The sequence below is a fragment of the Methylobacterium sp. Ger2507 genome (genome assembly GCF_055231875.1).
Genome location: NZ_JBUYVC010000001.1, coordinates 718045 through 743410, shown reverse-complemented (window position 1 = coordinate 743410; position 25366 = coordinate 718045). Strand labels below are relative to the sequence as shown.

Sequence of the window (25366 nt, the reverse complement as noted above, 5' to 3'; positions counted from 1 at the left end):
CGGGCCCCGAGGGTCAGGTCTTTCCTACGAGGCTGCGTGCTCCCGTGCGGCGTCGGAGGTTTCAGGGCGCCGGGGCTCCTGTCCCGCCGTCTTCTTTTGCGGGGCCTGCTTGGACGCCGCTTTTTTCGGTGCGGTCTTTCCGTTCGGTGCGGTCTTCGCTTTCGGGGAGGTCTTCGCTTTCGAGGTGGTCTTCCGGCCGGCGACGGCATCGACCGCCTTCGCGACCCGCTTGCGGACGGACTTCCTCGTAACCTTCCCGGTGGCCTGCTCGGCTGTCTTGCCAGCCGCCTTCCCGGCCGCCTTCCCGGCTGCCTTCTCAGCCGCCTTGCCGGCTCCTTGATCCGAGAGGGCTCGGCCCGTGTCGTCCTTCACCTCGGCCAGCCGCGCCTGGAGGAGGCCGAGCACTGCGGCTTCCTCGGGCCTGAGGCCGTCGAGGTCCTCGCGCAGCTCCTCCTCCACCGCGTCCTTGATCTGCAGCAGCAGGGCGCCTTCGAGGTAACAATCCAGCACCTGCGGGTGGATGTAGCACTTGCGGCAGATGGTCGGCGTGTTGCCGAGGCGCGCGGCGACGCCCTCGATGGCGGTGCGCAGGTTCTTCTTGGCCTTGGCCTCGCTGTCGAAGGCCTCGAATTCCTGGAGCGCCAGGGCGGCCAGCACCGTCCCGGCCCAGGTCCGGAAGTCCTTGGCGGTGACGTCCCGTCCGGTGATCTCGCGCAGATACGCGTTCACGTCCGCCGAGGTCACGTCGCGCACGGTGCCGTCCGCATCGCGATACTGGAACAGCTCCTGGCCCGGCAGGTCCTGGCAGGCCTTGACGATCCGGGCCACGCGCCGGTCCTTGAGGCCGAGGTCCCAGGTCTTGCCGCTCTTGCCCTTGAAGCGAAAGGTAAGGTCCGCGCCCTCGATCCGGGCGTGGCGGTCGCGCAGGGTGGTGAGGCCGAAGCTCTTGTTGGTGCGGGCGTAATCGTCGTTGCCGACCCGGATCAGCGTGGTCTCCAGGAGGTGGACCACGGTGGCCAGCACCTTCTCGCGGGGCAGGCCGCTGCGGCCCATATCGGCGTCCACCCGGGCGCGGATGGCCGGCAGCGCGTCGGCGAAGGCCATCACGTGCTCGAATTTGGTCAGGTCCCGGGCCGCACGGAAATCCGGGTGATAGCGGTACTGCTTGCGCCCCTTGGCGTCGCGTCCGGTCGCCTGGATGTGGCCGTTGGCCTTGGGACAGATCCAGACATCGGTATAGGCCGGCGGGATGGCGAGCGCGCGGATGCGGGCCAGAACCGTCTCGTCCCGCACCGGCCGCCCCTGGGCATCCCGGTAGCGGAAGCCGGTGCCGCTCTTGACGCGGGTCAGCCCCGGCATCGCGTCGTCGACGTAGCGCAGGCCGGCTTCCTCGGCCGCGTCGCGCGGATCGGCCACCGTGCCCTCTTCGTCGCGCGCCGTCGCCATGCTGGCACCCATCCCTGACGTTTCTGGTTGTCGATCAACGGGGCCGCGCCATACCGTGTTCCGGGCGCCGACGTGCTACATCCGGTCCGATGGAACACCCCGCCTCCGCCTCCTCCACAGCCTCCTCCTCGGCCTCCTCCCCGGCTGCGTCCCGACGCCTCGTCCTCCTCAGCCCCGACGACGCGACCTTCGCGGCGCGCTTCCCGGTCCTGGTCGAGGCGGCCCTGGCGGCGGGGTTGAGGCCCACGGTGGTGACGCGGGTCGTCGACCATCGCGCCGCGATCGAGGCGCTCGGCGCCCGCGTGGTCCCCTTCGCCCTGGGGGTGTCCCGTCTCAACCCGATGGCGGCCGGCTACGAGGCCGGCCAGCTCGCCGGCATCCTCCGGGCGCTGGAGACCGACCTGATCCACTGCCTCGGCCTGCGCGCCATCGTGGTCGGCGGCTCGGCCGCCGCCATGGCGGGCCTCGGCGCCCGCATCTACCAGCCCGACGACCTTGCCGCCCTCGGCGCCCGCACCGACGCGGCCGGGCGCCTGTCGCGTCTGGCGCTCCGCGGCGTGGTCCGGGGGGCGCTCGCCACCCGTTCCACCCGGTTCCTGTGCGAGACCGCGGCCGATGCCGCCGCCCTGGGGCTCGATCCGGCCGAGACCGGGCTGGCGCTCGTCGGGCCGGACGGGCTCGGGGCCGCGGCCCGGACCCTGTACGAAGACCTCGCCCGCGCATGATCGCGTCCGCCGATCCCCTCGCGTTCATCCGGGCCAACACCCGGCTGCGACCGGTGCCGCACGCGCCCGAAATCGTCCTGCACGTGGCCGACGAGGCCACCGAGCTGTGGCAGAAGACCGAGGACGAGTTGGAGGCGATCGGCCTGCCGCCGCCGTTCTGGGCCTTCGCCTGGGCCGGCGGCCAGGCGCTCGCCCGCTACCTTCTCGACACGCCCGGGATCGTGGCGGGACGCCGGGTCCTCGACTTCGCCTCGGGCTCGGGCCTCGTGGCGATCGCGGCGGCGAAGGCCGGCGCGGTCCACGTCACCGCCAGCGACCTCGATCCCTTCGCGATCCCGGCCATCGGCCTGAACGCGGAGGCCAACGGCGTCGCCGGCCGGATCGAGGCGGTGTCGCGCGACCTCATCGGCTCGGACCCCGGCAGCGCCGTGGTGCTCGCCGCCGACATCTTCTACGAGCAGGATCTCGCGGGCCGCGTCACCGAATGGCTCTCGGGCCTCCATGCGCGCGGCGCCACCGTGCTGGTGGGCGATCCCGGCCGGTCCTACCTGCCGCGCGACCGCCTGACCGAGCTGGCGACCTACACGGTGCCGGTGAGCCGGAGCCTGGAGGATGCCGAGATCAAGCGCAGCAGCGTCTGGCGCTTCCGCGCCTGACAGGCCCCGGGACCGCCGTTCAGATCCGGCCGCGACGCTGGGCGTCGAGGCTCCAGGGGCCGGGACCGGCGGCGACGAGGTAGAGGAAGACGAAGCAGAACAGGATCGCGGCATCGCCGCCGTTGAGCGCCGGGAACGGGCTCTTGGGCGCATGCGCCAGGAAATACGCAACCGCCATCTGGCCCGAGAGCAGGAAGGCCACCGGCCGGGTGAACAGCCCGAGGACGATCAGCGTGCCGCCCACCAGCTCGAGGCTGCCGGCGATGCCCGGCAGGGAGAGCAGGTCGGGCGCGGGTCCACCGCCCATCCGGGCGGGGAAACCGAACAGCTTCTGGGTGCCGTGCTCCAGGAACAGCAGGCCCGACATGATCCGCAGGACGCTGAGCAGGCGCGGCGCCCAGGCGCTCATGGTGGCGGCGAGAGGCATGGCTTGGTCTCCGGAGGGGGGCGCGTCGCGCCCGCAAGGCCGACCCTAGCGCGCCGGATCGGCCGCGGCGACCCGTGCGCCCCGCCTCCGCTGGGGATCGCTGCCTAGAGACCGTCGTCGAAGTCCGGCGGGCCGAGGCGGCGCCAGGCGGCGGCGATGCGGTCCGGCTTGACGTCGAGGGCCTCGGCACAGGCCATGAGCGTCGCCTCGTCACCCATGATATGATCGAGGATGCCGGCCAGGAATCCAGGGTCCTGGGCACTGGCCCGCAAGGTCTCGGGGGTGACGCCGGTGGCGTTCAGGAACGGAAACAGGCGCTCGTCGTCGGTGGCCATCCAGGCGAGGGCCGCCAGGGCCAGGCCTTCGGCGGAGGCGTCTCCGCCATTGGGTTTGCGTTTCGTCAACATGTATCCGCTAAATCTCCTCAGGCGGGGCATGCGTCGAACGACAATGGGCCGTCCACGCATCGGGGACAACGGGCCATGAAGAAGACGGTGCTCATCGTCGAGGACAACGAACTCAACATGAAGCTCTTCAACGACCTGTTGGAGGGCCATGGCTACGCCACGTTGAAGACCGCCAACGGCATCGAGGCCATCGAGCTCGCCCGCGCCCACCACCCCGACCTGATCCTGATGGACATCCAGTTGCCCGAGGTGTCCGGCCTCGAAGTCACGAAGTGGCTCAAGGAGGACGACGACCTCAAGGGGATCCCCGTCATCGCCATCACGGCCTTCGCCATGAAGGGCGACGAGGAGCGCATCCGCGAGGGCGGCTGCGAGGCCTACCTGTCGAAACCGATCTCGGTGGCGAAGTTCCTCGCCACCGTCCGCCAATACCTGGGCGACGCCCGGACCGCCTGACCCGATCGCCTCGCACACCGCGTCCCCGACGGCCTAGAACGAACGACCTTGCGCGAGGAACGATGTCGGCCCGCATCCTGATCGTCGATGATCTCTTCCCGAACGTGAAGCTCCTGGAGACCAAGCTCTCCCTGGAGTATTTCGACGTTCTGGCGGCGATGAACGGACCCGATGCCCTCGCGATCTGCGAGAAGGGCCTCTGCGACCTCGTGCTGCTCGACGTGATGATGCCCGGCATGGATGGCTTCGAGGTCTGCCGCCGGCTCAAGAGCAACCCCAACACCGCCCATCTTCCGGTGGTCATGGTCACGGCCCTCGACCAGCCCTCGGACCGCCTGCGCGGCCTCGATGCGGGCGCCGACGATTTCCTGACGAAACCGATCGACGACACCGCCCTGTTCGCCCGGGTGCGCAGCCTCGTGCGCCTGAAGGCCGTGACGGACGAGCTGCGCTCCCGCGCCATGGCCTCGCGCGACTTCGGCATCGGCGATCCGCTCGCCCTCGCGACCGCCGAGACCGGGCTCGACGCCTCGATCCTCCTCGTCGAGGACCGCCCCGGATCGGCCGACCGCCTCGCCGCGGCGCTGGGCCAGCATCACACCCTGACGGTCGAGGCCGACCCGCACAGGGCCCTGGTGCTGGCCACGGAGGGCAACTTCGACCTCGCTCTCGTCAGCCTCGACATCCAGGGCTTCGACGGGCTGCGCCTGTGCAGCCAGCTGCGCTCCCTCGACCGCACCCGCTCGATGCCCGTGATGATGATCGCCGAGGAGCATGACCGCGCCCGGGTCATCCGCGGCCTCGATTTCGGCGTCCACGACTACCTGATGCGGCCGGTGGACCGGAACGAACTCGTCGCCCGGGTGCGCACGCAGGTGCGCCGCCGCCGCTTCTCGGACGCCCTGCGGGGCGCCGTCCAGGCCTCGATGGAACTCGCCATCACCGACGGCCTGACGGGGCTGCACAACCGGCGCTATCTCGACAGCCATCTCGGCGCGATGTTCAACGAGGCGGCCCTGCGCAACCGGCCGGTCGCGGCCCTGATGCTCGACATCGATCGCTTCAAATCGATCAACGACACCTATGGCCACGAGGCCGGCGACGAGGTGCTCAAGGCCTTCGCGGAGCGCATCCGCACCCATACCCGCGGCATCGACATCGTCGCCCGCTACGGCGGCGAGGAGATCGTCATCATCCTGCCCGATGCCGAGGCCGACGGCGCCTACGCCATCGCCGAGCGCATCCGCGAGCGGATCGAGGCGGCGCCCTTCGCCATCCAGCGCGAGACCCGGACCGTGCCGGTGACCGTCTCCATCGGGGTGGCCTGGCGCCGGGCCGAGGATGCCGGCCCCGCCGACATGCTCAAGCGCGCCGATCTCGCCCTGTACCGGGCCAAGAGCACCGGCCGGAACCGGGTCGAGGCGGCCGCCGCCTGAAGGCGGCAACCGCCAGGGTCAAGAAGCCGCCAAGGTCCGCAACCGCCAAGGTCCGCAACCGCCAAGCTGGGCTTACTGGAGCTGATGGCCCTTCTTGGCCATCTCAGCCCGCACCCGGACCATGATGTATTCCGAGACGTCCTGGGTCCAGTTCTGCATGGCCTGCACCATCTCGTCGAGCACCTGAGGCTGGGTCTCGACGTAGCGCTTGCCGGCGGGCGAGCGGAAGAAGGTCGCGATCTCGTTCAGCTCGGCCTCGGAGAGGCGCGAGGCGTAGATGCGCGCGGCGGTGTCGATCATCGTCTGCTTCTGCATCTCCATCTCGGGTTCGAGGGAGGCCAGCACCGTATCGAGGTCCTTGGTCAGTTCGGGACGGGTCACTGCGCCCTGGCGGATCCGCTCGCTGAAGGCGGGGATGATCGAGTCGAACGAGCGGGCGATGCCGGAATTCAGCATCACCTCCCGGGCGAGCGCCAAGTGGTTCGCCGAGTAGGCGGGCGTCTGAGCGGCGGGCGTGCTCGGCGCCGCGGCGGCGGGGGCGGGCGGCTTGGTGCCGGGCTTGGCGTTGGCGGCCGGCGGCTTCGCTGCCGGGGCCTGGGCCAGGGCAGCCAGGGGGGCACCGGCGAGGACGAGGGCGGCCAGGGCGGCAAGGCGGCGGGACATGGCGGACGCTCCGGGAAGGACAGAAGTCGGGAAGAATTCGAAATCAGGAAAGATTGGGCGGCAGAACGTGAGCGGAACGGCGTGCGAGCTTGCCTTCAGACGGTGCCGAGGCGGGTCACCACCGCCTGTCCGTCCCGCGCCTCGGCCAGGATGGCGCCGGTGGCGAGACCGAGGAACAGGCCGTGCTCGACCACGCCCGGCACCGCCCACAGGGCGCCCGAGAGGGTTTCGGGGTCGGGGATGCGCTGGAGATGGGCGTCGAGGATATGGTGGCCGCCGTCGCTGACGAACGGCGCCCCGTCCTGCATCCGCAGGACGATGTCGCCGGTGCAGCCGCTCGCCCGCAGGGCCGCCGCGACGGCCTTCCGGGTGGCGCCGAGCCCGAAGGCGTTGACCTCGATCGGCAGGGGGAAGGCCCCGAGGGTCTCGACACGCTTGGCGGCATCGGCGATCACCACCATGCGGCGGCTGGCGAAGGCCACGATCTTCTCGCGCAGCAGCGCGCCGCCTCCGCCCTTCACGAGGCGCATCGCGCCGTCGATCTCGTCGGCGCCGTCGATGGTCAGATCGAGCTCGGGCAGGTCCTCGAGGGTGGCGAGGCGGATGCCGGCCGCCTCCGCCGCGACCCGCGTCGCCTCGGAGGTGGGCACGCCGACGACGTCGAGGCCGGCGCGCACGCGCTCACCGAGCAATGCGACGAAGACGTTGGCGGTGGAGCCGGTGCCGATTCCGAGGCGCATCCCGGGCGTGACCAGCCCGACGGCGACCTCGGCCGCGGCGCGGCGCAGATCCGGCCCGCTCACGCGGTGGCTCCGGCGACTTCGGAAGAACGGGCGTGCGGCATGGGACGGCTCGGGCGAGGGGCGGAGAGCGAAGCGCGCCGGTGGCGCGGGAGGATGCGACCGGGTGCCCCTAGCACGCCGGGCCGGCCGGTCCAACGCGGCGTGCCTCCGATGCCGCCTCTCTCCGCCGTGGCTGTCACTGCGCGAGGCTTGGCGTCCGCTGCGCGAGGCTTGCCGTCAGGGGCGTCCGCTCTGGGGCGGCGTGGCGCTCGGCCCGGCCCGCCCCGGCGCGGCCCCGGTGGCCGGGGCTTCGTCCGCGCCCGGACCGGTCGGATTCGCCTGGGCGGTGCAGACCACGGCCTCCTTCTGCAGCTGCACGTAGCAGATGCTCATCTCGCCGGTGCGGTAATTGACCCGGAACACCCCCGCCTCGCGGGTGTGGCGCGAGGCCACGAGACCGTATTCCGAGGGGGCCTGCGCGCTCGCTCCCTCGCCGGAGCCGTAGCACACGGTGACGCCGACGCTGCCGACGGCGCCCTCGCGCAGGCCGTACTGACAGGAGGTGACCTCGCCCGTGACCTTGTCGACGCGGTAGACCCGGTTGAGGTCGATCTGCGGGGCCGGCACGAACTCGAACGAGGCCGCCCGGGCCGGGCTCCCGAGCGCCGGGAGCAGCCCGGTCGTCAGAAGCAGGGCTCCGGCCAGGCGGACAAACATCGGATGCAGGATCGAACGCATCGGGGGCCTTCGTGAATGCTGGGGGGCGCGTGACGGGAGATCGGACGGGGTCCGGCGCAGCGCTAGCGCGGCCTTGCGGCGCAACCGTGACCCATCGGGTATCCACGGCGGCTTCGTGCGCCACGGCCGATTTTTCCCGGCTGGAATCCGCTGAAACACCGCGCGGGCGGGGCGCGCCGCCTCGCCCGCGCGGTGATGCCGCTGGCGTCATTCTGCCAACATGCTAACGGGGTTGGCCATGTTCGACGCCGTCGCCGCCCTCAAAGACATCCTCGAGAACCTGGACCGCGATGCCCGCGAGGCGACGCGTCTGCGGGCGGTGCTGGTGCCGGAATTGCGCCGGGTGATCGAGCTCGGGCGGACCGATGCCGAGGCGCGGCTGCTGGAGGAGCGCGACGGCATCGCCTGCGCCCAGCGCTTGAGCCAGCTCACCGACGCGGTGATCCGCACGATTCACGACGCGGTGGTCTGGCGGCTCTACCCGAACGACAATCCCTCCACCGGCGAGCAGCTCGCCGTGGTGGCCACCGGCGGCTACGGCCGGGGCACGATGGCGCCGGGCTCGGACATCGATCTGCTGTTCCTGCTGCCCTACAAGCAGACCGCCTGGTCCGAGAGCGTCGTCGAGGCGATGCTCTACGTGCTGTGGGACCTGAAGCTGAAGGTCGGCCACGCGACCCGCTCGGTGGAGGAATGCCTGCGCGAGGGCCGGGCCGACATGACCATCCGCACCTCGCTCCTGGAGGCGCGCTACCTGTTCGGCACCCGCGTGCTGTTCGAGGAGCTGGTCACCCGCTTCGACACCGAACTGGTGATGTGGACCGCGCCCGAATTCGTCGAGGCGAAGCTGCGTGAGCGCGACGCACGGGTCTCGAAGGCGGGCGCCTCGCGCTACCTCGTCGAGCCGAACGTCAAGGACGGCAAGGGCGGCCTGCGCGACCTCAACACGCTGTTCTGGATCGCCAAGTACACCTACCGGGTCCGCGACCAGAGCGAGCTGGTGGCCGCCGGGCTGTTCACGCCCGAGGAGTACCGGGTGTTCGAGCGCTGCGACGAGCTGCTGTGGCGGGTGCGCTGCCACATGCACTTCGTCACCGGCCGGGCCGAGGAGCGCCTGTCCTTCGGCCTGCAGCCGAAGATCGCCGAGCGCTTCGGCTACGAGCCGCGCGGCGGCCTGTCGGGCGTCGAGCGCTTCATGAAGGCGTATTTCCTCATCGCCAAGGAGGTCGGCGACCTCACCGCCATCGTGTGCGCGGCCCTGGAGGCGCGCCATGCCAAGCGGACTCCGGTGCTCGACCGCTGGATCGGCCGCTTCCGCGACCGCTTCCGCGCCACCGCCATCGAGGCCGAGGATTTCGTCGACGATCACGGCCGCATCAACCTGCGCGACCCCGACGCCTTCAGCCGCGATCCCGTCAACCTGATCCGGCTGTTCTGGCTCGCCGACCGCCACAACCTGCCGATCCACCCCGACGCCACCCGGGCGGCCAACCGCTCCCTGCGCCTCATCGGCCATTCCCTGCGGGCCGACGAGGAGGCCAACCGGCTCTTCCTCGACATCCTGAGCTCGAAGAACTCGCCGGAGACGATCCTGCGGCTGATGAACGAGGCCGGCGTGCTCGGCCGCTTCATCCCGGATTTCGGCCGCATCGTCGCGATGATGCAGTTCAACATGTACCACCACTTCACGGTGGACGAGCACCTGATCCGCGCCATCGGGGTGCTGTCGGCGATCGAGTCGGGCCGCACCGAGGAGGAGCATCCCCTCGCCACCCGGCTGATCGACACCATCAGCAACCGCCGCGCGCTCTACGTCACGGTGCTGCTGCACGACATCGCCAAGGGCCGGCCCGAGGATCATTCCATCGCGGGGGCCGCCATCGCGGAGAAGCTCGGGCCGCGCTTCGGCCTGACCCCGGCCGAGACCGAATTGATGGCCTGGCTGGTGGAACACCACCTGCTGATGTCGATGACCGCCCAGAGCCGCGACCTGTCGGACCCCAAGACCATCGAGAAGTTCGCCGGCGTGGTCCAGACCCTGGAGCGCCTGAAGCTGCTCACCATCCTGACGGTCGCCGACATCAAGGCCGTGGGCCCCGGCGTCTGGACCGCCTGGAAGGGCACGCTGCTCCGCACCCTCTACGACGAGACCGAGGTGGTTTTGTCCGGCGGGCATTCGGAGATCGCCCGCACCGATCGCGTCCGCCTGATCCAGATGGCGCTGCGCGAGCAGCTCACCGGCTGGGAATCCGAGACCTTCGACGCCTATGCGGCGCGGCACAACCAAGCCTACTGGCTCAAGGTCGACACGACGCGCCAGTACAAGCATGCGGGCTTCGTCAAGGCGCTGACGGCGGAGGGCCGCACCGTCGCCACCGCCACCGAGACCGATCCGGTCCGCGGCGTCACCGAATTGACGATCTACTCGCCCGACCATCCGCGCCTGCTCGCCATCGTCACGGGGGCCTGCGCGGCCTCGGGCGGCAACATCGTCGACGCCCAGATCTTCACCACCACGGATGGCTTCGCCCTCGACTCGATCTTCATCTCGCGGGCCTTCGAGCGCGACGAGGACGAGATGCGCCGGGCCGGCCGCATCACCATCGCGATCGAGAAGGCGCTGCGCGGCGAGATCCGCATCGCCGACCTGGTGGCCGACCGGCACCCGCCGAGCGGGCGGGCGCCGACCTTCCTGGTGCCGCCCGACATGGCCATCGACAACGCCCTGTCGAGCCGCGAGACCGTGATCGAGATCACCGGCCTCGATCGCCCGGGCCTGCTCTACGAGCTGACGACGGCGCTGAGCCGGCTCAGCCTCAACATCACCTCGGCCCATGTGGCGACCTTCGGCGAGCGGGCGGTGGACGTGTTCTACGTGACCGACCTCACCGGCACCCGGGTGACGCAGCCCGACCGGCAGGTGGCGATCCGGGCCGCCGTGATGGAGGTCTTTGCCAGCGACGTGGCGGCCCTGCGTGCCGAAGGTCTTGATGCGCTGATCGACTCGCCGCCGCCCCGCGAAGCCTGAACCGCTGCGCGAAGCCTGAACGGCAGAGCCGGCACGATCGCCCGTGCGCTTGATTTCAGGGCGGCACCGCCTGATATCAGCGCCAACCCCGACACCCGATTCCTGCGACGAAATCCAACGATGGCGAACGACATGCATGACGAGCGGCGCGACCCGACCCAGTCGGTCGAGGAGATCCAGGGGGCCGCGCAGGCTGAGGGTACCCATGAGGCCCCCGATGCCCTGGCGTCGCTGGTGGCCGAGCGCGACGAGCTGAAGGACCGCGTCCTGCGCACCCTGGCCGAGATGGAGAACCTGCGCCGGCGGACCGAGCGCGAGGTCGCCGACGCCCGCGTCTACGCGGTGACGAACTTCGCGCGCGACCTTCTCAACTCCGCCGACAACATCCGCCGCGCCCTGGAAAGCATCCCCGAGGCGGACCGGACCAGCGCCGACGGGTCGTTCAAGGCGCTGATCGACGGCATCGAGCTCACCGAGCGCGACCTCGCCAAGACCCTGGAGCGCCACGGCGTCAAGCTGGTCGAGCCGAAGGGCCAGCGCTTCGATCCCAACCGCCACCAGGCGATGTTCGAGGTGCCCGACCCCGAGGTCCCAACCGGCACCGTCGTCCAGGTCATGCAGGCCGGCTACGTCATCGGCGATCGCGTCCTGCGCCCGGCGCTGGTCGGCGTCGCCAAGGGCGGTCCGAAGCCGAGCGCGCCCCCGGCCGACGCCGCCTGAAGGCCGGCCGAAGCGCCACCCCGACCCTCGCCGTTCGGGCGGGGGGGCGGTGTCGCGCCGTCATTCCGGAGCGCCGTAGGCGAGCCCGGAATCCAGATCCGCCGGCGGCGTAAGGTTCTGCACGCTTTGCGTTTCTGGATCCCGGGTTCCGCTGCGCGGCCCCGGGATGACGCGGCGCTGCGTCTGGGCTTCCGGCAGAACCTTTCGCCAAAGCCGCTTCGCCTCTGCGATCCCCCCGCCCGCAGGGGAGGGAAGCGGTTCGCCCTAGCGCATCTGCACGCTGTCGACGACCTCGCGGAAGCGGGCGAGCACGCCCTCGCGCTTGTCGGCCTTGACCACGCCGACGGCGCGCAGGTAGCCGTCCGGCGCGAAGCGGATCGTTTGCGAAATGACCACCGGCGTGCCGGTGGCGGTGTCGACCGCCCGGGCCACGATCTCGTGCCAGTCGACGCCGTTCTGGCGGTAGCTCTGGGCCCGCTCGATCACGAAGTCCTTCATCGTCTGGTTCGAGTAGAGCGCCGCCCGGGCGAAGGCTTCGCGCTGTTCCGTGGCCGGCGGCGGCTGCACCGCCTGCGCCAGCACCAGGATCGGCTGCTCGAGCCCGAGCATCTCGTCCTTCGCCCCCTGGGTCAGCAGCACCGAGTTGCCGGCCAGCACCCGCACCGGTCGGAAACCGGCATCGTTGCCGATGCGGAACGGCAGGGCATCGACCTGCTGCTGCAGGCTCAGGGCCGGGCGGATGTGGATGCCGGTCAGAAGACGCTTCATCGTCTCCTCTGTCTCGGCATCCGGTGTCGCCTGCGCGATGATGATGCCGGTGACGGTCGGGTCGCCGACCAGCAGCATCCACTTCTTGATCGCCGGGGTCCCGGCCGATTCCACCGCCGGCTGCTCGCCGGTGAACAGCACCGCATCGACGTCGCCCGCGACCTTGATCGCTTGGCGGCTCGAGACGATGAAGCCCTGGGCCTTCAGGTTCTCGTCGGTGAAATTGGTTTCCAGGTCGGCGAAGGCGTTGGCGGGCAGTTCCACCACCGAGACCGTCGCGCCGCCCTCGAGCCGCTCCAGGCCGGAGAAGCGCTTCGAGGAGACCATGTCCGACGGCGGATCGAAGCCGAAGCGCGAGCTCGGCGGAAAGACCGGGTCGGCGGCCAGCGCAGGCCCCGCCAGCCCCAGGGCGAGGGCCAGGATGGAAACGCGACGGACGAGGATACGCAGACGCATCAAATCGGTTCTCCGCAAGGCCCCGGTCTCGCAGGGCAGGTCGGCCGGGTCAGCCCCCGGGAGGCCGATCGCCGGTGAGGCTGACGCGATGGGTCGGCCCACACCCCGTCGCTGTCAAGCGCCTGACGGCCGCGTGACACGGCGCAGGGTCAGGTTGCAGCGGCCGCCTGCCGCCAGGATGGCCGGAACCGGCGCCGGCGCGGCGCCCTGGAGCAGGTCCGGCACCTCCGGGATCAGCCGGTCCACGCCGTGATGGATGAGTCGGGCCGGCCCGCCGATCACGAGCGCGTCACCGGCCCGAAGGCGCACCGAGCGCGTCGGATCGCTGCGCTTCAGGCCGCCGTAGCGGAACAGGGCGGTGGCGCCCAGCGAGAGCGACAGAACCGGCGCATCGCGGGCGTCCTCGTCGCGGTCCTGGTGCAGGCCCATGCGGGCGCCGGCGTCGTAGAGATTGACGAGGCAGGCCTCGGGCGGGGCCGGATAAGCGGCCAGCCTCGTCCAGGCGGCGAGGGCCGTGGCGGGCATGGCCGGCCAGGGCGCCCCCGTCTCGGGATGATGCGCCTGGTAGCGATAGCCGGTCCGGTCGGAGACCCAGCCGAGCGATCCGCAATTCGACATCCGCACCGAGAAGGGCTGGTCGGTGCGCGGCATGCGGGGAATGTAGGCGGGCGCGTGCGCCAGCACGGCGTCGAGTTCGGCGGCCAGGCGCCCCTGCGCGGCCTGATCGAGGTAGCCCGGAACATGGATCAGGCCGGGAGCGAGGACGATCCCGGCCTGTGCGGTCGGCGCCATGCGCCCGCGATCAGGCCTTGTGGTCGATGTCGTGCTCCAGCACCGTCTTGCTCTCCACCGTGGTGTCGGCCTTGAGCTGGTAGACGAGCGGGATGCCGGTGGCGATCTCGAGGCTGGCGATGGTCTTCGTGGTCATGCCGTCGAGCACCATCACGAGGGCCCGCAGGGAATTGCCGTGAGCGGCCACCAGAACGCGCTCGCCCGCCATCACGCGGGGCAGGATCACCTGGATGTAGTAGGGCAGGACCCGCGCGGCGGTGTCCTTCAGGCTCTCGCCGCCGGGCGGGGGCACGTCGTAGGACCGGCGCCACTGATGCACCTGGGCGTCGCCCCAGCGCTCGCGGGCATCGTCCTTGTTGAGTCCGGACAGGTCGCCGTAATCGCGCTCGTTCAGGGCCTCGTTGCGGATCGTCTCGATGCCGCCGAGATCCATCTCCTCCAGGATCAGCGCGCAGGTGCGCTGGGCCCGCTTCAGGTTGGAGGTGAAGGCGACGTCGAAGCCGTAGCCCTGCTCCTTGAGCCAGCGCCCGGCATTGCGGGCCTCCTCGACGCCGCGGTCCGTCAGCTCGGGATCACGCCAGCCCGTGAAGAGCTTCTTGAGGTTCCATTCGCTCTGGCCATGGCGAGCGAGGACGAGAAGGCGATCCATCGGGGGGCGATCCTCTTGGTCTTTTGAGACAACACCCTCGCGAGGCGATGGTGCAATGCAGCGAACGTGCGTTCGGCGGCTCATGGGCGCCCGAATCTGAACGGCGGATGACGGGGCCGCCGTGCCGACGTGGCTTCCGTATTAAAGCCCGAGGACGTCGTCCATCCCGTAGAGACCGGGGGGCCTGTCGAAGGCCCAGAGCGCCGCCCGCACGGCCCCGCGCGCGAAGATCGCGCGGTCCTCGGCGTGATGGCTGACGGTGATGCGCTCGCCGGGGCCGGCGAAGACCACGCTGTGGTCGCCCACCACCGTGCCGCCGCGCAGGGTGGCGAAGCCGATGTCGCCGGGCCGGCGCGCCCCGGTATGGCCGTCGCGGGTGGAGACGCGGGCGTCGGCCAGGGCGACGCCGCGCCCCTCGGCCGCCGCCTCGCCGAGCAGCAGGGCCGTCCCCGAGGGCGCATCGACCTTCATGCGGTGATGCATCTCGACGACCTCGATATCGAAATCCTCGCCGAGGGCCGCCGCCATCCGGCGCACGAGGCCGGCGACGAGGTTGACCCCGAGGGACATGTTGCCCGAGCGCACGATGCGGGCATGGTGGGCGGCCGCTCCGAGCTTGGCGAGGTCGGCCTCCTGCAGGCCCGTGGTGCCGACCACGTGGACGATGCGGGCCTGGGCGGCGAGCTCGGCGAAGAAGGTGGTGGCGGCGGGCGCGGTGAAGTCGAGGACACCCTCGGCCGCTGCGAAGACCGGCAGCGGGTCGTCCGTGACCGCGACGCCGAGGGGCTGAAGACCCGCCAACGTGCCGGCATCCTGCCCCAGGGCATCGGAGCCCGCGCGCTCGATGGCGCCCGACAGCGTGCAGCCCTCGGTCTCCGCCACCGCGCGGATCAGCATCCGCCCCATGCGCCCGTCGGCGCCCACCACCACGAGCCGCATGCCTGGCCTCGTCATCCTGTCGAACTCGCGCCTGCGGTACAGCCTCCGGCGGGCAGCGGCAAGGATCGGCGAGGATCGGCAAAGATTTGCAAGGGTCGGCGCCCCGGAGGGACTTCAGCGCCCCGCCTGCGCCAGCAGCGGCCCGAGCACGTCGGTGACGCCGTTCACGGTGATCTGGGTGCCGACGCAGAGCAGCAGGAAGGCGAAGAGCCGTCCGAGCACCCGCGCGCCGACGGGGCCGATCCAGGTCACCACCCGGTCGGCCGAGCCGTAGGTGAAGCGCACCAGCACGGCGATGGCCAGCGCCGCCAGGGACATGCCGACGTAGAAGCCGATCCGGTCCGGCCCGGGCGCGGGCCGGTTGGAGCCCAGCGCGATCGCCACCGCGATGGTGCCGGGCCCGGTGGTGAAGGGGAGCGTCAGGGGAAAGAATGCGATCTCGGCGAGGTTTCCGGCGGGGTCCCGGGTCACCTCGGCCTGCTTGCGGGCCTCGCGCGCCTCCGGCGCCGTCAGCAGCGTCCAGGCCGAGGCCGCCACCACGAGGCCGCCGGCGATGCGCAGCGCCGCCAGCGAGACGCCGAAGAAGTTGAGGATCGGCGCGCCGGCCCACAGGGTCGAGAGCATGATGAGGGCGGCGTAGAAGCCGATGCGCCGGGCCAGCTCCAGGCGCTCGGCGTGGGAGTTCAGCGCCGTCACCTGCGCGAAGATCAGGGACGAACCCACCGGGTTCACGATGGAGAACAGGGACGAGAAGGCGAGCACGAAGCTCTGGAGCGCGGCCTCCGGCGCGATCAGGTTCAGCATGCGCTCAACCCGGCGAGGGGGCGGGCACCAGGACGCGGGCCGGGGCGAGGCGGGCGACCTTGCGCGCGCGCCGCACGGCGACCGGGCGGTAGAGCTGCTTGGTGGCGTCGATCACGTGCAGCCCGGCGAAGGGCAGGGACAGGCTCGTGCCCATGCGCTCCCAGGCGCTCGCGGTGCGCAGCAGCAACCGGTTCTCCACCGGCGGCATGTACAGGGTCTCGGCCCAGCCCTCGGGGGAGAACTGGGTGCTGCGCATCAGCCGGGCGAGCTGCGAGCGGCTGTAGGGCTGGCCGTGACCGAACGGGGTCGCATCGCGCCGGGCCCAGACGCCGCGCCGGTTCGGCACCACCAGGATCATGCGCCCGCCCGGTGTCAGCACGCGCCAGACGTCCTGCAGCAGCTCCGTCGGGCTCTCGACCGATTCGAGGGCGTGCACCAGGATCACCCGGTCCACCGCCGCTTCCGGCAGGGGCATCATCGTGGGATCGGCCAGCGCCGAGCAGGAGCGGCCGCTGCCGGGCCAGTTCACCACCCCCTGGGTCGCCGGCATGAAGGCCAGGGTCCGTTCGGCGATGACGTGGACGGGGCCGAGATACGGCGTGGCGTAGCCGAGCCCGAGCACGCGCAGGCCCGACACCGAGCCGAGAAAGCTGTGGATCGCGCGCGCGACGATGCGGTGCGTCACGCCCCCCAGGGGGCTCGCGTAGAAGGCGCGCAGATCGGTGACGTCGAGGCGCATGGGACAGGTTTCGAGCGGCCAGGGGGCGGGGCGCGAAAAAACAGGTGCAGGGGCATCAATGGGGGCCGGCACCCCGCCCGACAAGCCCGGATCGGCCCGAGGGGGGCGGGGACCGGGGAAAAACCACCTGGACCCGGCGTCCGCGGGTCCCATGTCCTGCTCGACGCAACGATGTCCTGCTCGACGCCACCATGTCCTGCTCGACGCCGCCATCCCCGAGGACGCTGCCATGACTGCCGCAAAGCCCGAGATCCACACCTTCCTGTGCCGCTCCGACAACATCGGAGTCCTGATCCGCGACCCTGCCACCGGCGCCTGCGCGGCCATCGACGTGCCAGAGGCCGACGCGGTCCTGGCCGCCCTGGCGGAGACCGGCTGGACCCTCACCGACATCCTCGTGACGCATCGGCACGGCGACCATGTGGAGGGCATCCCGGAGGTGAAACGTCGCACCGGCGCGCGGGTGACGGCGCCCCTCAAGGCGGGCGCCGCCGTCCCGGAGGTCGACGTCACCGTGTCGGAGGGCGATGGGGTCCGGGTCGGCGATCTCGCCGCCGAGGTCTGGGAAACGCCGGGGCATTGCGCCGACCACGTCACCTACTGGTTTGCCAAGGCCGGCGTGGTGTTCGCGGGCGACACCCTGTTCACCCTGGGCTGCGGGCGGGTGATGGAGGACGAGCCCGCCACCCTGTGGCATTCGCTGGCGCGCTTCCTGCCGCTGCCCGATGCGACGGCGGTCTACAGCGGCCACGACTACGTCCTATCGAACGCGCGTTTCGCGCTGGCGGCCGAGCCCGGCAACGCGGTTCTGGCCGAACGGGCGGCGGAGGCGGAGCGCGCGAAGGCCGAGGGACGCTTCCTGATTCCGAGCACGATCGGCGCGGAGCGGGCGACCAATCCGTTCCTGCGCGCCGGTGAGGCGGCCCTCGCGCAGGCCGTGGGTCTGGCCCCCGGAACCCAGCCCTCGGTTGTCTTTACTGCACTAAGGGCCTGGAAGAACCGGTTCTAACTCGCTAAAGGGGGCATTACAGAAGGGCGGGTGCTGTCATTGGTTCCCGTCATCTGGACGTTCCGGTGGGTGAGATCCGTTCTGGCAAGACGGACCCAAACGGGAGCCTTGCGCACCCCTGTCTTGCCTATCTCCTGCCTGCCTATCTCCTGCTTGCCGATCCCTTCCACGAGCCCCGGTGTCCCATTGATGCAGCCGCCCGGCCCGCCTTTCGCCTTCGATCACGCGATCAACCTCGGACACGGCCAGAGTTCCGAGCCGCAGGATTCCGAGTCGCACGATTTCAAGTCGCAGGATTTCAAGTCGGAAGATTCCGAAGCACGCGATTCCGGGTCGCGCGACTTCGACCCATCGGGTGAGAGTGCGGCCAACGAGGCCGGCGCCAAGGACATCGGTGTCCGCCTCACGGTGCCGCGCCTGGGGCGTCCGGCGCCCCGGCCGACCGCGCCGTTGGCCGTCGATGCGCGCCTGCTCGCCGTCGCCACGGAACATCTGCGCCGCCTCGGACCCAAGCGCGTGACCGTGGTGGCCGTCGCCGCCGAGGCGGGCATGACCCACGCCAATGTCTACCGCTACTTCCCCTCGAAGGACGCGCTCCTCGATGCGGTGGCGGGGCGCTGGCTGCGCGACGTCGAGGCGGAACTCGCCCGCATCGCCGATGCGCCGGACCCGGCCGACGACAAGATCGAGCGCCTGCTCACCGCCCTGGCGAGCGTCCAGCGCGAGACGCTGGTGCATGAGCCGAACCTGTTCGCCGTCCACCTCGACGCCACCGTGGGCGCGCGCCCCATCGCCCGGCGCCACCGGGTCCGGCTGCGCAGTCTCGTGGAGCGCGTGGTGGAGGAGGGCATCGGGGCCGGCGCCTTCGTCGCCCGGGACCGTGAGCGGGCCATCGCGCACATCTTCGATGCCAGCTACCGCTTCACCCATCCGCTGGCGATTCAGCACGATGCCGACCTGCCGCGCGACCTCGTCGAAGCCCGTCTGGGTGCGGTGATTCTGGCGATCCAGAAGGTGCTGCGGACCGGGACGCTCTGAGCCTCCATGACAGAGTTTTTGATCTGTCACCTGAGCTTCGCCGCCGAACCAAGTCGACGCCCGATCTGCCAACTGTCTGAGGGATCTGCGCTTTTTCGCCGGTGGCCGGTGCCCGCCTGAGAGCCGCCCTGGCCCGAACCCTGCTTTGCCGTTCGTGCCTCGGTTGAAGCCCTGGGCCTTTTCGGCCACACACCGCGGCAGCACTGCGCCGGTGGTCGAGACCCCTCCGCGCGCCGCGACCCGCGACTCAAGGACCGGAGGTTGGTTTCCCCCATGGCACGCAGCAAGATCGCGCTCATCGGCGCCGGACAGATCGGTGGAACCCTCGCGCACCTGGCGGGCCTGAAGGAACTCGGCGACGTCGTCCTGTTCGACATCGCCGACGGCGTGCCCCAGGGCAAAGGCCTCGACATCGCCGAGTCCGCGCCCGTCGACGGGTTCGATGCGACCTACACGGGTGCCAGCGATTATGCGGCGATTGCCGGCGCCGACGTGGTGATCGTCACCGCCGGCGTGCCGCGCAAGCCCGGCATGAGCCGCGACGACCTGATCGGCATCAACCTCAAGGTCATGGAAGCGGTCGGCACCGGCATCAAGCAGCACGCGCCCGACGCCTTCGTGATCTGCATCACCAATCCCCTCGACGCCATGGTCTGGGCCCTGCAGAAGTTCTCGGGTCTTCCCACGCACAAGGTGGTGGGCATGGCCGGCGTGCTCGATTCCGCCCGCTTCCGCCACTTCCTCGCCGACGAGTTCAAGGTCTCGGTGGAGGACGTCACCGCCTTCGTGCTCGGCGGCCACGGCGACGACATGGTCCCGCTGGTGCGCTACTCCACGGTGGCCGGCGTGCCGCTGCCCGACCTGGTCAAGCTCGGCTGGACCAGCCAGGAGAAGCTCGACGCCATGGTCGAGCGCACCCGCAAGGGCGGCGGCGAGATCGTCAACCTGCTCAAGACCGGCTCGGCCTTCTATGCCCCCGCGGCGTCGGCCATCGCCATGGCCGAGAGCTACCTGCGCGACAAGCGCCGCGTGCTCCCCTGCGCCGCCTATCTCAACGGCGAGTACGGCATCACCGACATGTATGTCGGCGTGCCGATCGTGATCGGGGCCAACGGTGTCGAGCGCGTGCTCGAGGTCGCCTTCAACGATGACGAGAAGGCGATGTTCGACAAGTCGGTCGACGCCGTGAAGACCCTGATCGAGGCCTGCAAGAGCGTGAACCCGGCGCTGGCCTGATCGCCGGCCGTCGTTCCGGGGCGCCGCCGGCGCGCCCGGAATCCAGGGCCGCCGACGCGGCAGGCTGGATCGCAACCTGTGTTTCTGGATCCCGGGCTCCGCGTCGCGGCCCCGGGATGACGTTGAGGGTCTGAATCCATGAACATTCACGAGTACCAGGCCAAGGCGGTGCTGAAGGAATTCGGCCTGCCCGTCTCGCGCGGCGTGCCGATCTTCAAGCCCGAGGAGGCCGAGGCGGCCGCCAAGGAACTCGGCGGCCCGGTCTGGGTGGTGAAGTCCCAGATCCACGCGGGCGGCCGCGGCAAGGGGACCTTCAAGGGCGCTCCCGCCGGCGCGAAGGGCGGCGTGCGCGTCACCAAGTCCCTCGACGAGGTCAAGCAGTTCGCCGGCGAAATGCTGGGCCAGACCCTCGTCACGATCCAGACCGGCGAGGCCGGCAAGCAGGTCAACCGTCTCTACATCGAGGAGGGCGCCCAGATCGAGGCGGAGTTCTACCTCTCGATGCTGGTGGATCGCGAGACCGGCAAGGTCGCGTACGTCGTCTCGACGGAAGGCGGCATGGACATCGAGACGGTCGCCCACGACACGCCCGAGAAGATCGTCACCTTCTCGGTCGACCCGGCCACCGGCGTGATGCCCCATCACGGCCGCCTGGTCGCCAAGACCCTCGGCCTCTCGGGCGCCCAGGCCAAGGAAGCGGGCGACCTCACCACCCGGCTCTACGAGGCGTTCACCGCCAAGGACATGAGCATGCTGGAGATCAACCCGCTGGTGCTCACCGGCGACGGCCATCTCAAGTGCCTCGATGCCAAGATCTCCTTCGACTCGAACGCCCTCTACCGCCACCCCGACATCGTGGCCCTGCGCGACGAGACCGAGGAGGACGCCAAGGAGATCGAGGCCTCCAAGTACGATCTGGCCTACATCGCGCTGGACGGCACCATCGGCTGCATGGTCAACGGCGCCGGCCTCGCTATGGCGACCCTCGACATCATCAAGCTCTACGGCGAGGAGCCGGCGAACTTCCTCGATGTCGGCGGCGGCGCGTCCGAGGAGAAGGTCACGGCGGCCTTCAAGATCATCACCGCCGATCCGCAGGTGAAGGGCATCCTGGTCAACATCTTCGGCGGGATCATGAAGTGCGACGTGATCGCCAACGGCGTGATCGCGGCGGTGAAGGCGGTCGGCCTGCAGGTGCCCCTGGTGGTGCGCCTGGAGGGCACCAACGTCGAGAAGGGCAAGGAGATCATCCGGAATTCCGGCCTGAACGTGATCCCCGCCGACGACCTGGACGATGCCGCGCAGAAGATCGTCGCCGCCGTGAAGAAGGGCTGAGAGTACCCATGTCCATCCTGATCGACGCGAACACCAAGGTCATCTGCCAGGGCTTCACCGGCAAGAACGGGACCTTCCACTCCGAGCAGGCCATCGCCTACGGCACCAAGATGGTCGGTGGCACCTCGCCCGGTAAGGGCGGCTCGAAGCACCTCAACCTGCCGGTCTTCGACACGGTGGCGGAGGCGCGCGAGGCCACGGGCGCCGACGCTTCCGTGGTCTACGTGCCGCCGCCGGGCGCGGCCGACGCGATCTGCGAGGCGATCCAGGCCGAGATCCCGCTCATCGTCTGCATCACGGAGGGCATTCCGGTGCTCGACATGGTGCGGGTCAAGCGTGCCCTGGAAGGCTCGAAGTCCCGCCTCGTCGGCCCGAACTGCCCCGGCATCGTCACCGCCGGCCAGTGCAAGATCGGCATCATGCCGGCCAACATCTTCAAGCCCGGCTCGGTGGGCATCGTCTCGCGCTCCGGCACGCTGACCTACGAGGCCGTGTTCCAGACCACCAATGTGGGACTCGGCCAGACCACGGCGGTGGGCATCGGCGGCGACCCGGTGAAGGGCACGGAATTCATCTCCATGCTCGAGCTGTTCCTGGCCGACGACAAGACCGAGTCGATCGTGATGATCGGCGAGATCGGCGGCTCGGCCGAGGAAGAGGCGGCGCAGTTCCTGGCCGACGAGGCCAAGCGCGGCCGCAAGAAGCCCATGGTCGGCTTCATCGCCGGCCGCACGGCGCCTCCGGGCCGCCGCATGGGCCATGCGGGCGCGATCATCTCGGGCGGCAAGGGCGGCGCCGAGGACAAGATCGCCGCCATGGAAGCGGCCGGCATCCGGGTCTCGCCCTCGCCGGCCCGCCTCGGCAGCACGCTGGTCGACGTCCTGCGCGGCTGACACTCCGGGATCGCAGGCCTGCATTGCTCCGGCGTTCAGGTCCGAGACCCCATCTAGGAACGAGCGACGCGGGACAGGGTCCCGCGTCTTTCCCCACACTTCCGATTCCCGACCGCGATCCCGGCGGAACGGATCGGGCAGGGCCTCGCCCCGACGGCAGGCTCCGCGAAGCGGCAGGATGACCCGAACGATGGCACGCCAGGACGCGCTCGAAACCTCGTTCCTCTACGGCGGCAACGCCGCCTACATCGAGGAACTGCAGGCGGCTTACGCCCGTGATCCGAACTCGGTCGATCCCGAGTGGCAGGCGTTCTTCCGCTCCCTGAACGAGGACAAGGGCCTGGCGGAGAAGAACGCCGCCGGCGCCTCTTGGGAGCGGCCGAACTGGCCCATCCACGCCAATGGCGAGATCGTCTCGGCGCTGGACGGCAACTGGGCCACCGTCGAGAAGGCCATCGGCGACAAGATCCGCGCCAAGAGCGACACCGCCTCGGCCCCCGCGAAGGGCGTCGTCGTCGCCTCCGCTCCCGGCATCTCGGTGGAGCAGGCCACCAAGGACTCGGTGCGCGCGATCATGCTGATCCGTGCCTACCGCATGCGCGGCCACCTGCACGCCAAGCTCGATCCCCTCGGCCTCGCGCCGCGCGGCGACCACGAGGAGCTTCACCCGCAGCATTACGGCTTCGAGGAGAAGGACTGGGACCGCCCGATCTTCCTCGACAACGTGCTCGGCCTCGAATTCTCGACCATCCGCGAGATCGTCGAGATCCTGGAGCGCACCTACTGCCAGACGCTCGGCGTCGAATTCATGCACATCTCCAACCCGGAGGAGAAGGCGTGGATCCAGGAGCGCATCGAGGGCAAGGGCAAGGAGATCACCTTCACCCCCGAGGGACGGCGCGCGATCCTGAACAAGCTGATCGAGGCGGAAGGCTTCGAGAAGTTCCTCGACCTCAAGTACACCGGCACCAAGCGCTTCGGCCTCGACGGCTCTGAGGCGATGATCCCGGCCCTGGAGCAGATCATCAAGCGCGGCGGCGCCCTCGGCGCCGAGGAGATCGTGGTGGGCATGGCCCATCGCGGCCGCCTCAACGTGCTCACCAACGTGATGGCCAAGCCGTTCCGGGCGGTGTTCAACGAGTTCAAGGGCGGCTCGGCCAATCCGGCCGAGGTCGAGGGCTCCGGCGACGTGAAGTACCATCTCGGTGCCTCGTCGGACCGCGCCTTCGACGGCAACAACGTCCACCTCTCGCTCACCGCCAACCCGTCGCACCTCGAGATCGTCGATCCGGTGGTGCTCGGCAAGGTGCGGGCGAAGCAGGACCAGCGGGCCAAGCCCACGGTGGAGCGCACCCGGGTGGTGCCGCTTCTGATCCACGGCGACGCCGCCTTCGCGGGGCAGGGCGTGGTGGCCGAGTGCCTCGGCCTGTCCGGGCTGAAGGGCCATCGCACCGGCGGCTCGATCCACTTCATCATCAACAATCAGATCGGCTTCACCACCGATCCGCGCTTCTCGCGCTCCTCGCCCTATCCGTCGGACGTCGCCAAGATGGTGGAGGCGCCGATCTTCCACTGCAACGGCGACGACCCGGAGGCCGTCACCTTCGCGGCCAAGATCGCGATCGAGTACCGCCAGAAGTTCGGCAAGCCCGTCGTCATCGACATGCTGTGCTACCGCCGCTTCGGTCACAACGAGGGCGACGAGCCGGCCTTCACCCAGCCGAAGATGTACCAACGCATCCGCAAGCACCCGACCGCGCTGGAGACCTACGGCAAGAAGCTCGTGGCCGAGGGCGTCCTGAGCCAGGAGCAGCTCGACACGCGCAAGGCCGAGTTCCGCGCCATCCTGGACGCCGAGCTTGAGGTCGCCACCAACTACAAGGCCAACAAGGCCGACTGGCTCGACGGACGCTGGGCCGGCTTCAAGGCCGTGCGCGAGGATGTGGACGATCCCCGTCGCGGCAAGACCGGCGTGCCGGCCGAGACCCTGCGGGAGATCGCCCAGCGCATCACCACGCCGCCGCCCGGCTTCCACCTGCACCGCACGATTCAGCGCTTCTTCGACAATCGCGCCAAGGCGGTCGAGTCGGGTAAGGGCATCGATTGGGCGACCGCCGAGGCCCTGGCCTTCGGCTCGCTGCTCATCGAGGGCCATCGCGTCCGCCTGTCGGGCCAGGATGTCGAGCGCGGCACCTTCTCGCAGCGCCACGCCGTGGTGATCGACCAGGAGAACGAGCAGCGCTACACCTCGCTGAACTCGATCCGTGAGGGCCAGGCGAGCCTGGAGGTCATCAACTCGATGCTCTCCGAGGAGGCGGTGCTCGGCTTCGAGTACGGCTACTCCGCGGCCGAACCCAACGCCCTGGTGCTGTGGGAGGCGCAGTTCGGCGACTTCGCCAACGGCGCCCAGGTGGTGATCGACCAGTTCATCTCGTCGGGCGAGCGCAAGTGGCTGCGCATGTCGGGCCTGACCCTGCTGCTGCCGCACGGCTACGAGGGCCAGGGGCCGGAGCATTCCTCCGCCCGCCTGGAGCGCTTCCTGCAGATGTGCGCCGAGGACAACATGCAGGTCGCCAACTGCACCACGCCGTCGAACTACTTCCACATCCTGCGCCGACAGCTGCACCGCGAATTCCGCAAGCCGCTGATCCTGATGACGCCGAAGTCGCTGCTGCGGCACAAGAAGGCGGTCTCTCCGATCGAGGCGATGGCGGACGGATCGAGCTTCCACCGCGTGCTCTGGGACGATGCCGAGCGCGACGAGGACGGCATCAAGCTGGTCAAGGACGACAAGGTCCGGCGCGTCGTGCTGTGCTCGGGCAAGGTCTATTACGACCTCTACGACGAGCGTGAGAAGCGCGGCGTCAACGACGTCTACCTGATGCGGGTCGAGCAGCTCTATCCCTTCCCCCTCAAGGCGCTCGCGGGCGAGATGGGGCGCTTCCGCAACGCCGAGGTGGTGTGGTGCCAGGAGGAGCCCAAGAACATGGGCTCCTGGGCCTTCGTCGAACCCTACCTCGAATGGGTGCTGGGCCAGGCCCAGTCGCCGGTGAAGCGTGCGCGCTACGTCGGTCGCCCGGCCTCCGCCTCCACGGCGGTGGGCCTGCTCTCGAAGCACCAGGCCCAGCTTCAGGCCTTCCTCAACGAGGCGCTGGCGGTCTGACCGCCGGCGCATCCCGCACCGTTTCTCGATCCGAAGGCGCCGCGTCGAGGCGCCCCAACTC

General features: G+C 70.0%; 23 protein-coding genes and 1 pseudogene. 12 read left to right on the top strand and 12 right to left on the bottom strand.

Annotated elements, in window-relative coordinates; genetic code table 11:
* Positions 1-375: 375 nt before the first annotated feature.
* Positions 376-1446: pseudogene (locus tag ACV7NL_RS03485) on the bottom strand (DNA topoisomerase IB); the annotation flags it as partial.
* A gap of 89 nt (positions 1447-1535) precedes the next feature.
* Here ACV7NL_RS03485 and ACV7NL_RS03480 point away from each other — a divergent pair.
* Positions 1536-2171, top strand: coding sequence for a hypothetical protein (locus tag ACV7NL_RS03480; protein ID WP_463354935.1), 636 nt, complete (start codon positions 1536-1538; stop codon positions 2169-2171).
* A complete protein-coding gene (locus ACV7NL_RS03475; protein ID WP_056485413.1) occupies positions 2168-2827 on the top strand; it encodes a class I SAM-dependent methyltransferase in 660 nt (219 codons plus the stop codon). Before ACV7NL_RS03480 ends, ACV7NL_RS03475 begins: the two co-directional genes overlap by 4 nt.
* Before the next feature lie 19 nt (positions 2828-2846).
* Here ACV7NL_RS03475 and ACV7NL_RS03470 read toward each other — a convergent pair whose 3' ends face one another.
* A complete protein-coding gene (locus ACV7NL_RS03470) occupies positions 2847-3254 on the bottom strand; it encodes a DoxX family protein (protein ID WP_056485411.1) in 408 nt (135 codons plus the stop codon).
* A gap of 104 nt (positions 3255-3358) precedes the next feature.
* A complete protein-coding gene (locus ACV7NL_RS03465) occupies positions 3359-3661 on the bottom strand; it encodes a DUF3572 domain-containing protein (RefSeq protein WP_056485409.1) in 303 nt (100 codons plus the stop codon).
* A gap of 75 nt (positions 3662-3736) precedes the next feature.
* On the opposite strand from ACV7NL_RS03465, the gene ACV7NL_RS03460 reads away from it, so the two are divergent.
* Both ACV7NL_RS03460 and ACV7NL_RS03455 read left to right on the top strand, forming a co-directional pair.
* Positions 3737-4117: a response regulator gene (locus ACV7NL_RS03460; protein WP_056182436.1), complete on the top strand. Its 381-nt coding sequence runs from the start codon at positions 3737-3739 to the stop codon at positions 4115-4117.
* A 62-nt stretch (positions 4118-4179) separates the two neighbouring features.
* Positions 4180-5553: a PleD family two-component system response regulator gene (locus tag ACV7NL_RS03455; protein ID WP_056182433.1), complete on the top strand. Its 1374-nt coding sequence runs from the start codon at positions 4180-4182 to the stop codon at positions 5551-5553.
* A gap of 72 nt (positions 5554-5625) precedes the next feature.
* Here the strand turns inward: ACV7NL_RS03455 and ACV7NL_RS03450 are convergent, their stop codons facing one another.
* The 3 genes from ACV7NL_RS03450 to ACV7NL_RS03440 all read right to left on the bottom strand — a co-directional run bounded on the left by ACV7NL_RS03450 (position 5626) and on the right by ACV7NL_RS03440 (position 7736).
* Positions 5626-6216, bottom strand: a complete 591-nt coding sequence (locus ACV7NL_RS03450; protein WP_056182422.1) for a DUF2059 domain-containing protein — start codon at positions 6214-6216, stop codon at positions 5626-5628.
* A gap of 95 nt (positions 6217-6311) precedes the next feature.
* On the bottom strand, positions 6312-7019 hold the full coding sequence (gene rpiA, locus ACV7NL_RS03445) for a ribose-5-phosphate isomerase RpiA (RefSeq protein ID WP_056182418.1): 708 nt from the start codon (positions 7017-7019) through the stop codon (positions 6312-6314).
* A 216-nt stretch (positions 7020-7235) separates the two neighbouring features.
* Complete coding sequence (locus ACV7NL_RS03440) at positions 7236-7736, bottom strand: hypothetical protein (protein ID WP_443136736.1); 501 nt, start codon at positions 7734-7736, stop codon at positions 7236-7238.
* Between the two features lie 238 nt (positions 7737-7974).
* Between ACV7NL_RS03440 and ACV7NL_RS03435 the strand changes: the two genes are divergently transcribed.
* Positions 7975-10764: a [protein-PII] uridylyltransferase gene (locus tag ACV7NL_RS03435; protein WP_463354934.1), complete on the top strand. Its 2790-nt coding sequence runs from the start codon at positions 7975-7977 to the stop codon at positions 10762-10764.
* A 120-nt stretch (positions 10765-10884) separates the two neighbouring features.
* Positions 10885-11484: a nucleotide exchange factor GrpE gene (grpE, locus tag ACV7NL_RS03430; RefSeq protein WP_056182414.1), complete on the top strand. Its 600-nt coding sequence runs from the start codon at positions 10885-10887 to the stop codon at positions 11482-11484.
* A 264-nt stretch (positions 11485-11748) separates the two neighbouring features.
* Here grpE and ACV7NL_RS03425 read toward each other — a convergent pair whose 3' ends face one another.
* The 6 genes from ACV7NL_RS03425 to ACV7NL_RS03400 all read right to left on the bottom strand — a co-directional run bounded on the left by ACV7NL_RS03425 (position 11749) and on the right by ACV7NL_RS03400 (position 16631).
* Complete coding sequence (locus ACV7NL_RS03425; protein ID WP_056182412.1) at positions 11749-12708, bottom strand: hypothetical protein; 960 nt, start codon at positions 12706-12708, stop codon at positions 11749-11751.
* A 114-nt stretch (positions 12709-12822) separates the two neighbouring features.
* Positions 12823-13500, bottom strand: a complete 678-nt coding sequence (locus ACV7NL_RS03420; protein ID WP_463354933.1) for an alpha-ketoglutarate-dependent dioxygenase AlkB — start codon at positions 13498-13500, stop codon at positions 12823-12825.
* Positions 13501-13510: 10 nt separating this feature from the next.
* Complete coding sequence (locus ACV7NL_RS03415) at positions 13511-14149, bottom strand: 2,3-bisphosphoglycerate-dependent phosphoglycerate mutase (protein ID WP_056182406.1); 639 nt, start codon at positions 14147-14149, stop codon at positions 13511-13513.
* 141 nt (positions 14150-14290) lie between these two features.
* Positions 14291-15088, bottom strand: coding sequence for a 4-hydroxy-tetrahydrodipicolinate reductase (gene dapB / locus ACV7NL_RS03410; protein ID WP_247635196.1), 798 nt, complete (start codon positions 15086-15088; stop codon positions 14291-14293).
* Between the two features lie 114 nt (positions 15089-15202).
* Positions 15203-15892, bottom strand: a complete 690-nt coding sequence (locus ACV7NL_RS03405; RefSeq protein WP_056485401.1) for a MarC family protein — start codon at positions 15890-15892, stop codon at positions 15203-15205.
* A 4-nt stretch (positions 15893-15896) separates the two neighbouring features.
* Positions 15897-16631 (bottom strand): class I SAM-dependent methyltransferase, encoded by a 735-nt coding sequence (locus ACV7NL_RS03400; RefSeq protein ID WP_056182398.1) that lies wholly within the window; start codon positions 16629-16631, stop codon positions 15897-15899.
* A 229-nt stretch (positions 16632-16860) separates the two neighbouring features.
* Here ACV7NL_RS03400 and gloB point away from each other — a divergent pair, with 229 nt between their 5' ends.
* The 6 genes from gloB (at position 16861) to ACV7NL_RS03370 (ending at position 25305) form a co-directional block, all read left to right on the top strand.
* Positions 16861-17640 (top strand): hydroxyacylglutathione hydrolase, encoded by a 780-nt coding sequence (gene gloB, locus ACV7NL_RS03395; RefSeq protein WP_463354932.1) that lies wholly within the window; start codon positions 16861-16863, stop codon positions 17638-17640.
* A gap of 408 nt (positions 17641-18048) precedes the next feature.
* Positions 18049-18678: a TetR family transcriptional regulator gene (locus ACV7NL_RS03390; RefSeq protein ID WP_338011498.1), complete on the top strand. Its 630-nt coding sequence runs from the start codon at positions 18049-18051 to the stop codon at positions 18676-18678.
* A gap of 273 nt (positions 18679-18951) precedes the next feature.
* Positions 18952-19914 carry a malate dehydrogenase gene (gene mdh, locus ACV7NL_RS03385; protein ID WP_463354931.1) on the top strand — a complete coding sequence of 321 codons (963 nt, stop codon included), beginning with the start codon at positions 18952-18954 and terminating at the stop codon, positions 19912-19914.
* Between the two features lie 138 nt (positions 19915-20052).
* On the top strand, positions 20053-21249 hold the full coding sequence (gene sucC / locus ACV7NL_RS03380) for an ADP-forming succinate--CoA ligase subunit beta (RefSeq protein WP_056485398.1): 1197 nt from the start codon (positions 20053-20055) through the stop codon (positions 21247-21249).
* An 8-nt stretch (positions 21250-21257) separates the two neighbouring features.
* The gene (sucD, locus tag ACV7NL_RS03375; RefSeq protein WP_463354930.1) at positions 21258-22142 is read left to right on the top strand and encodes a succinate--CoA ligase subunit alpha; all 885 of its coding nucleotides are present in this window, start codon (positions 21258-21260) and stop codon (positions 22140-22142) included.
* Positions 22143-22332: 190 nt separating this feature from the next.
* A complete protein-coding gene (locus tag ACV7NL_RS03370; RefSeq protein WP_056485396.1) occupies positions 22333-25305 on the top strand; it encodes a 2-oxoglutarate dehydrogenase E1 component in 2973 nt (990 codons plus the stop codon).
* The last annotated feature ends 61 nt before the right edge of the window (positions 25306-25366 follow it).

Coding starts and splice junctions, on each gene's coding strand:
- dapB (WP_247635196.1), bottom strand. CDS start 15,088: ATGCGGCTCGTGGTGGTGGGCGCCGACGGGCGCATGGGGCGGATGCTG.
- ACV7NL_RS03475 (WP_056485413.1), top strand. CDS start 2,168: ATGATCGCGTCCGCCGATCCCCTCGCGTTCATCCGGGCCAACACCCGG.
- sucD (WP_463354930.1), top strand. CDS start 21,258: ATGTCCATCCTGATCGACGCGAACACCAAGGTCATCTGCCAGGGCTTC.
- ACV7NL_RS03465 (WP_056485409.1), bottom strand. CDS start 3,661: ATGTTGACGAAACGCAAACCCAATGGCGGAGACGCCTCCGCCGAAGGC.
- mdh (WP_463354931.1), top strand. CDS start 18,952: ATGGCACGCAGCAAGATCGCGCTCATCGGCGCCGGACAGATCGGTGGA.
- ACV7NL_RS03480 (WP_463354935.1), top strand. CDS start 1,536: ATGGAACACCCCGCCTCCGCCTCCTCCACAGCCTCCTCCTCGGCCTCC.
- sucC (WP_056485398.1), top strand. CDS start 20,053: ATGAACATTCACGAGTACCAGGCCAAGGCGGTGCTGAAGGAATTCGGC.
- ACV7NL_RS03400 (WP_056182398.1), bottom strand. CDS start 16,631: ATGCGCCTCGACGTCACCGATCTGCGCGCCTTCTACGCGAGCCCCCTG.
- ACV7NL_RS03470 (WP_056485411.1), bottom strand. CDS start 3,254: ATGCCTCTCGCCGCCACCATGAGCGCCTGGGCGCCGCGCCTGCTCAGC.
- ACV7NL_RS03405 (WP_056485401.1), bottom strand. CDS start 15,892: ATGCTGAACCTGATCGCGCCGGAGGCCGCGCTCCAGAGCTTCGTGCTC.
- ACV7NL_RS03440 (WP_443136736.1), bottom strand. CDS start 7,736: ATGCGTTCGATCCTGCATCCGATGTTTGTCCGCCTGGCCGGAGCCCTG.
- ACV7NL_RS03420 (WP_463354933.1), bottom strand. CDS start 13,500: ATGGCGCCGACCGCACAGGCCGGGATCGTCCTCGCTCCCGGCCTGATC.
- ACV7NL_RS03435 (WP_463354934.1), top strand. CDS start 7,975: ATGTTCGACGCCGTCGCCGCCCTCAAAGACATCCTCGAGAACCTGGAC.
- gloB (WP_463354932.1), top strand. CDS start 16,861: ATGACTGCCGCAAAGCCCGAGATCCACACCTTCCTGTGCCGCTCCGAC.
- ACV7NL_RS03415 (WP_056182406.1), bottom strand. CDS start 14,149: ATGGATCGCCTTCTCGTCCTCGCTCGCCATGGCCAGAGCGAATGGAAC.
- ACV7NL_RS03460 (WP_056182436.1), top strand. CDS start 3,737: ATGAAGAAGACGGTGCTCATCGTCGAGGACAACGAACTCAACATGAAG.
- ACV7NL_RS03450 (WP_056182422.1), bottom strand. CDS start 6,216: ATGTCCCGCCGCCTTGCCGCCCTGGCCGCCCTCGTCCTCGCCGGTGCC.
- ACV7NL_RS03425 (WP_056182412.1), bottom strand. CDS start 12,708: ATGCGTCTGCGTATCCTCGTCCGTCGCGTTTCCATCCTGGCCCTCGCC.
- ACV7NL_RS03370 (WP_056485396.1), top strand. CDS start 22,333: ATGGCACGCCAGGACGCGCTCGAAACCTCGTTCCTCTACGGCGGCAAC.
- grpE (WP_056182414.1), top strand. CDS start 10,885: ATGGCGAACGACATGCATGACGAGCGGCGCGACCCGACCCAGTCGGTC.
- ACV7NL_RS03455 (WP_056182433.1), top strand. CDS start 4,180: ATGTCGGCCCGCATCCTGATCGTCGATGATCTCTTCCCGAACGTGAAG.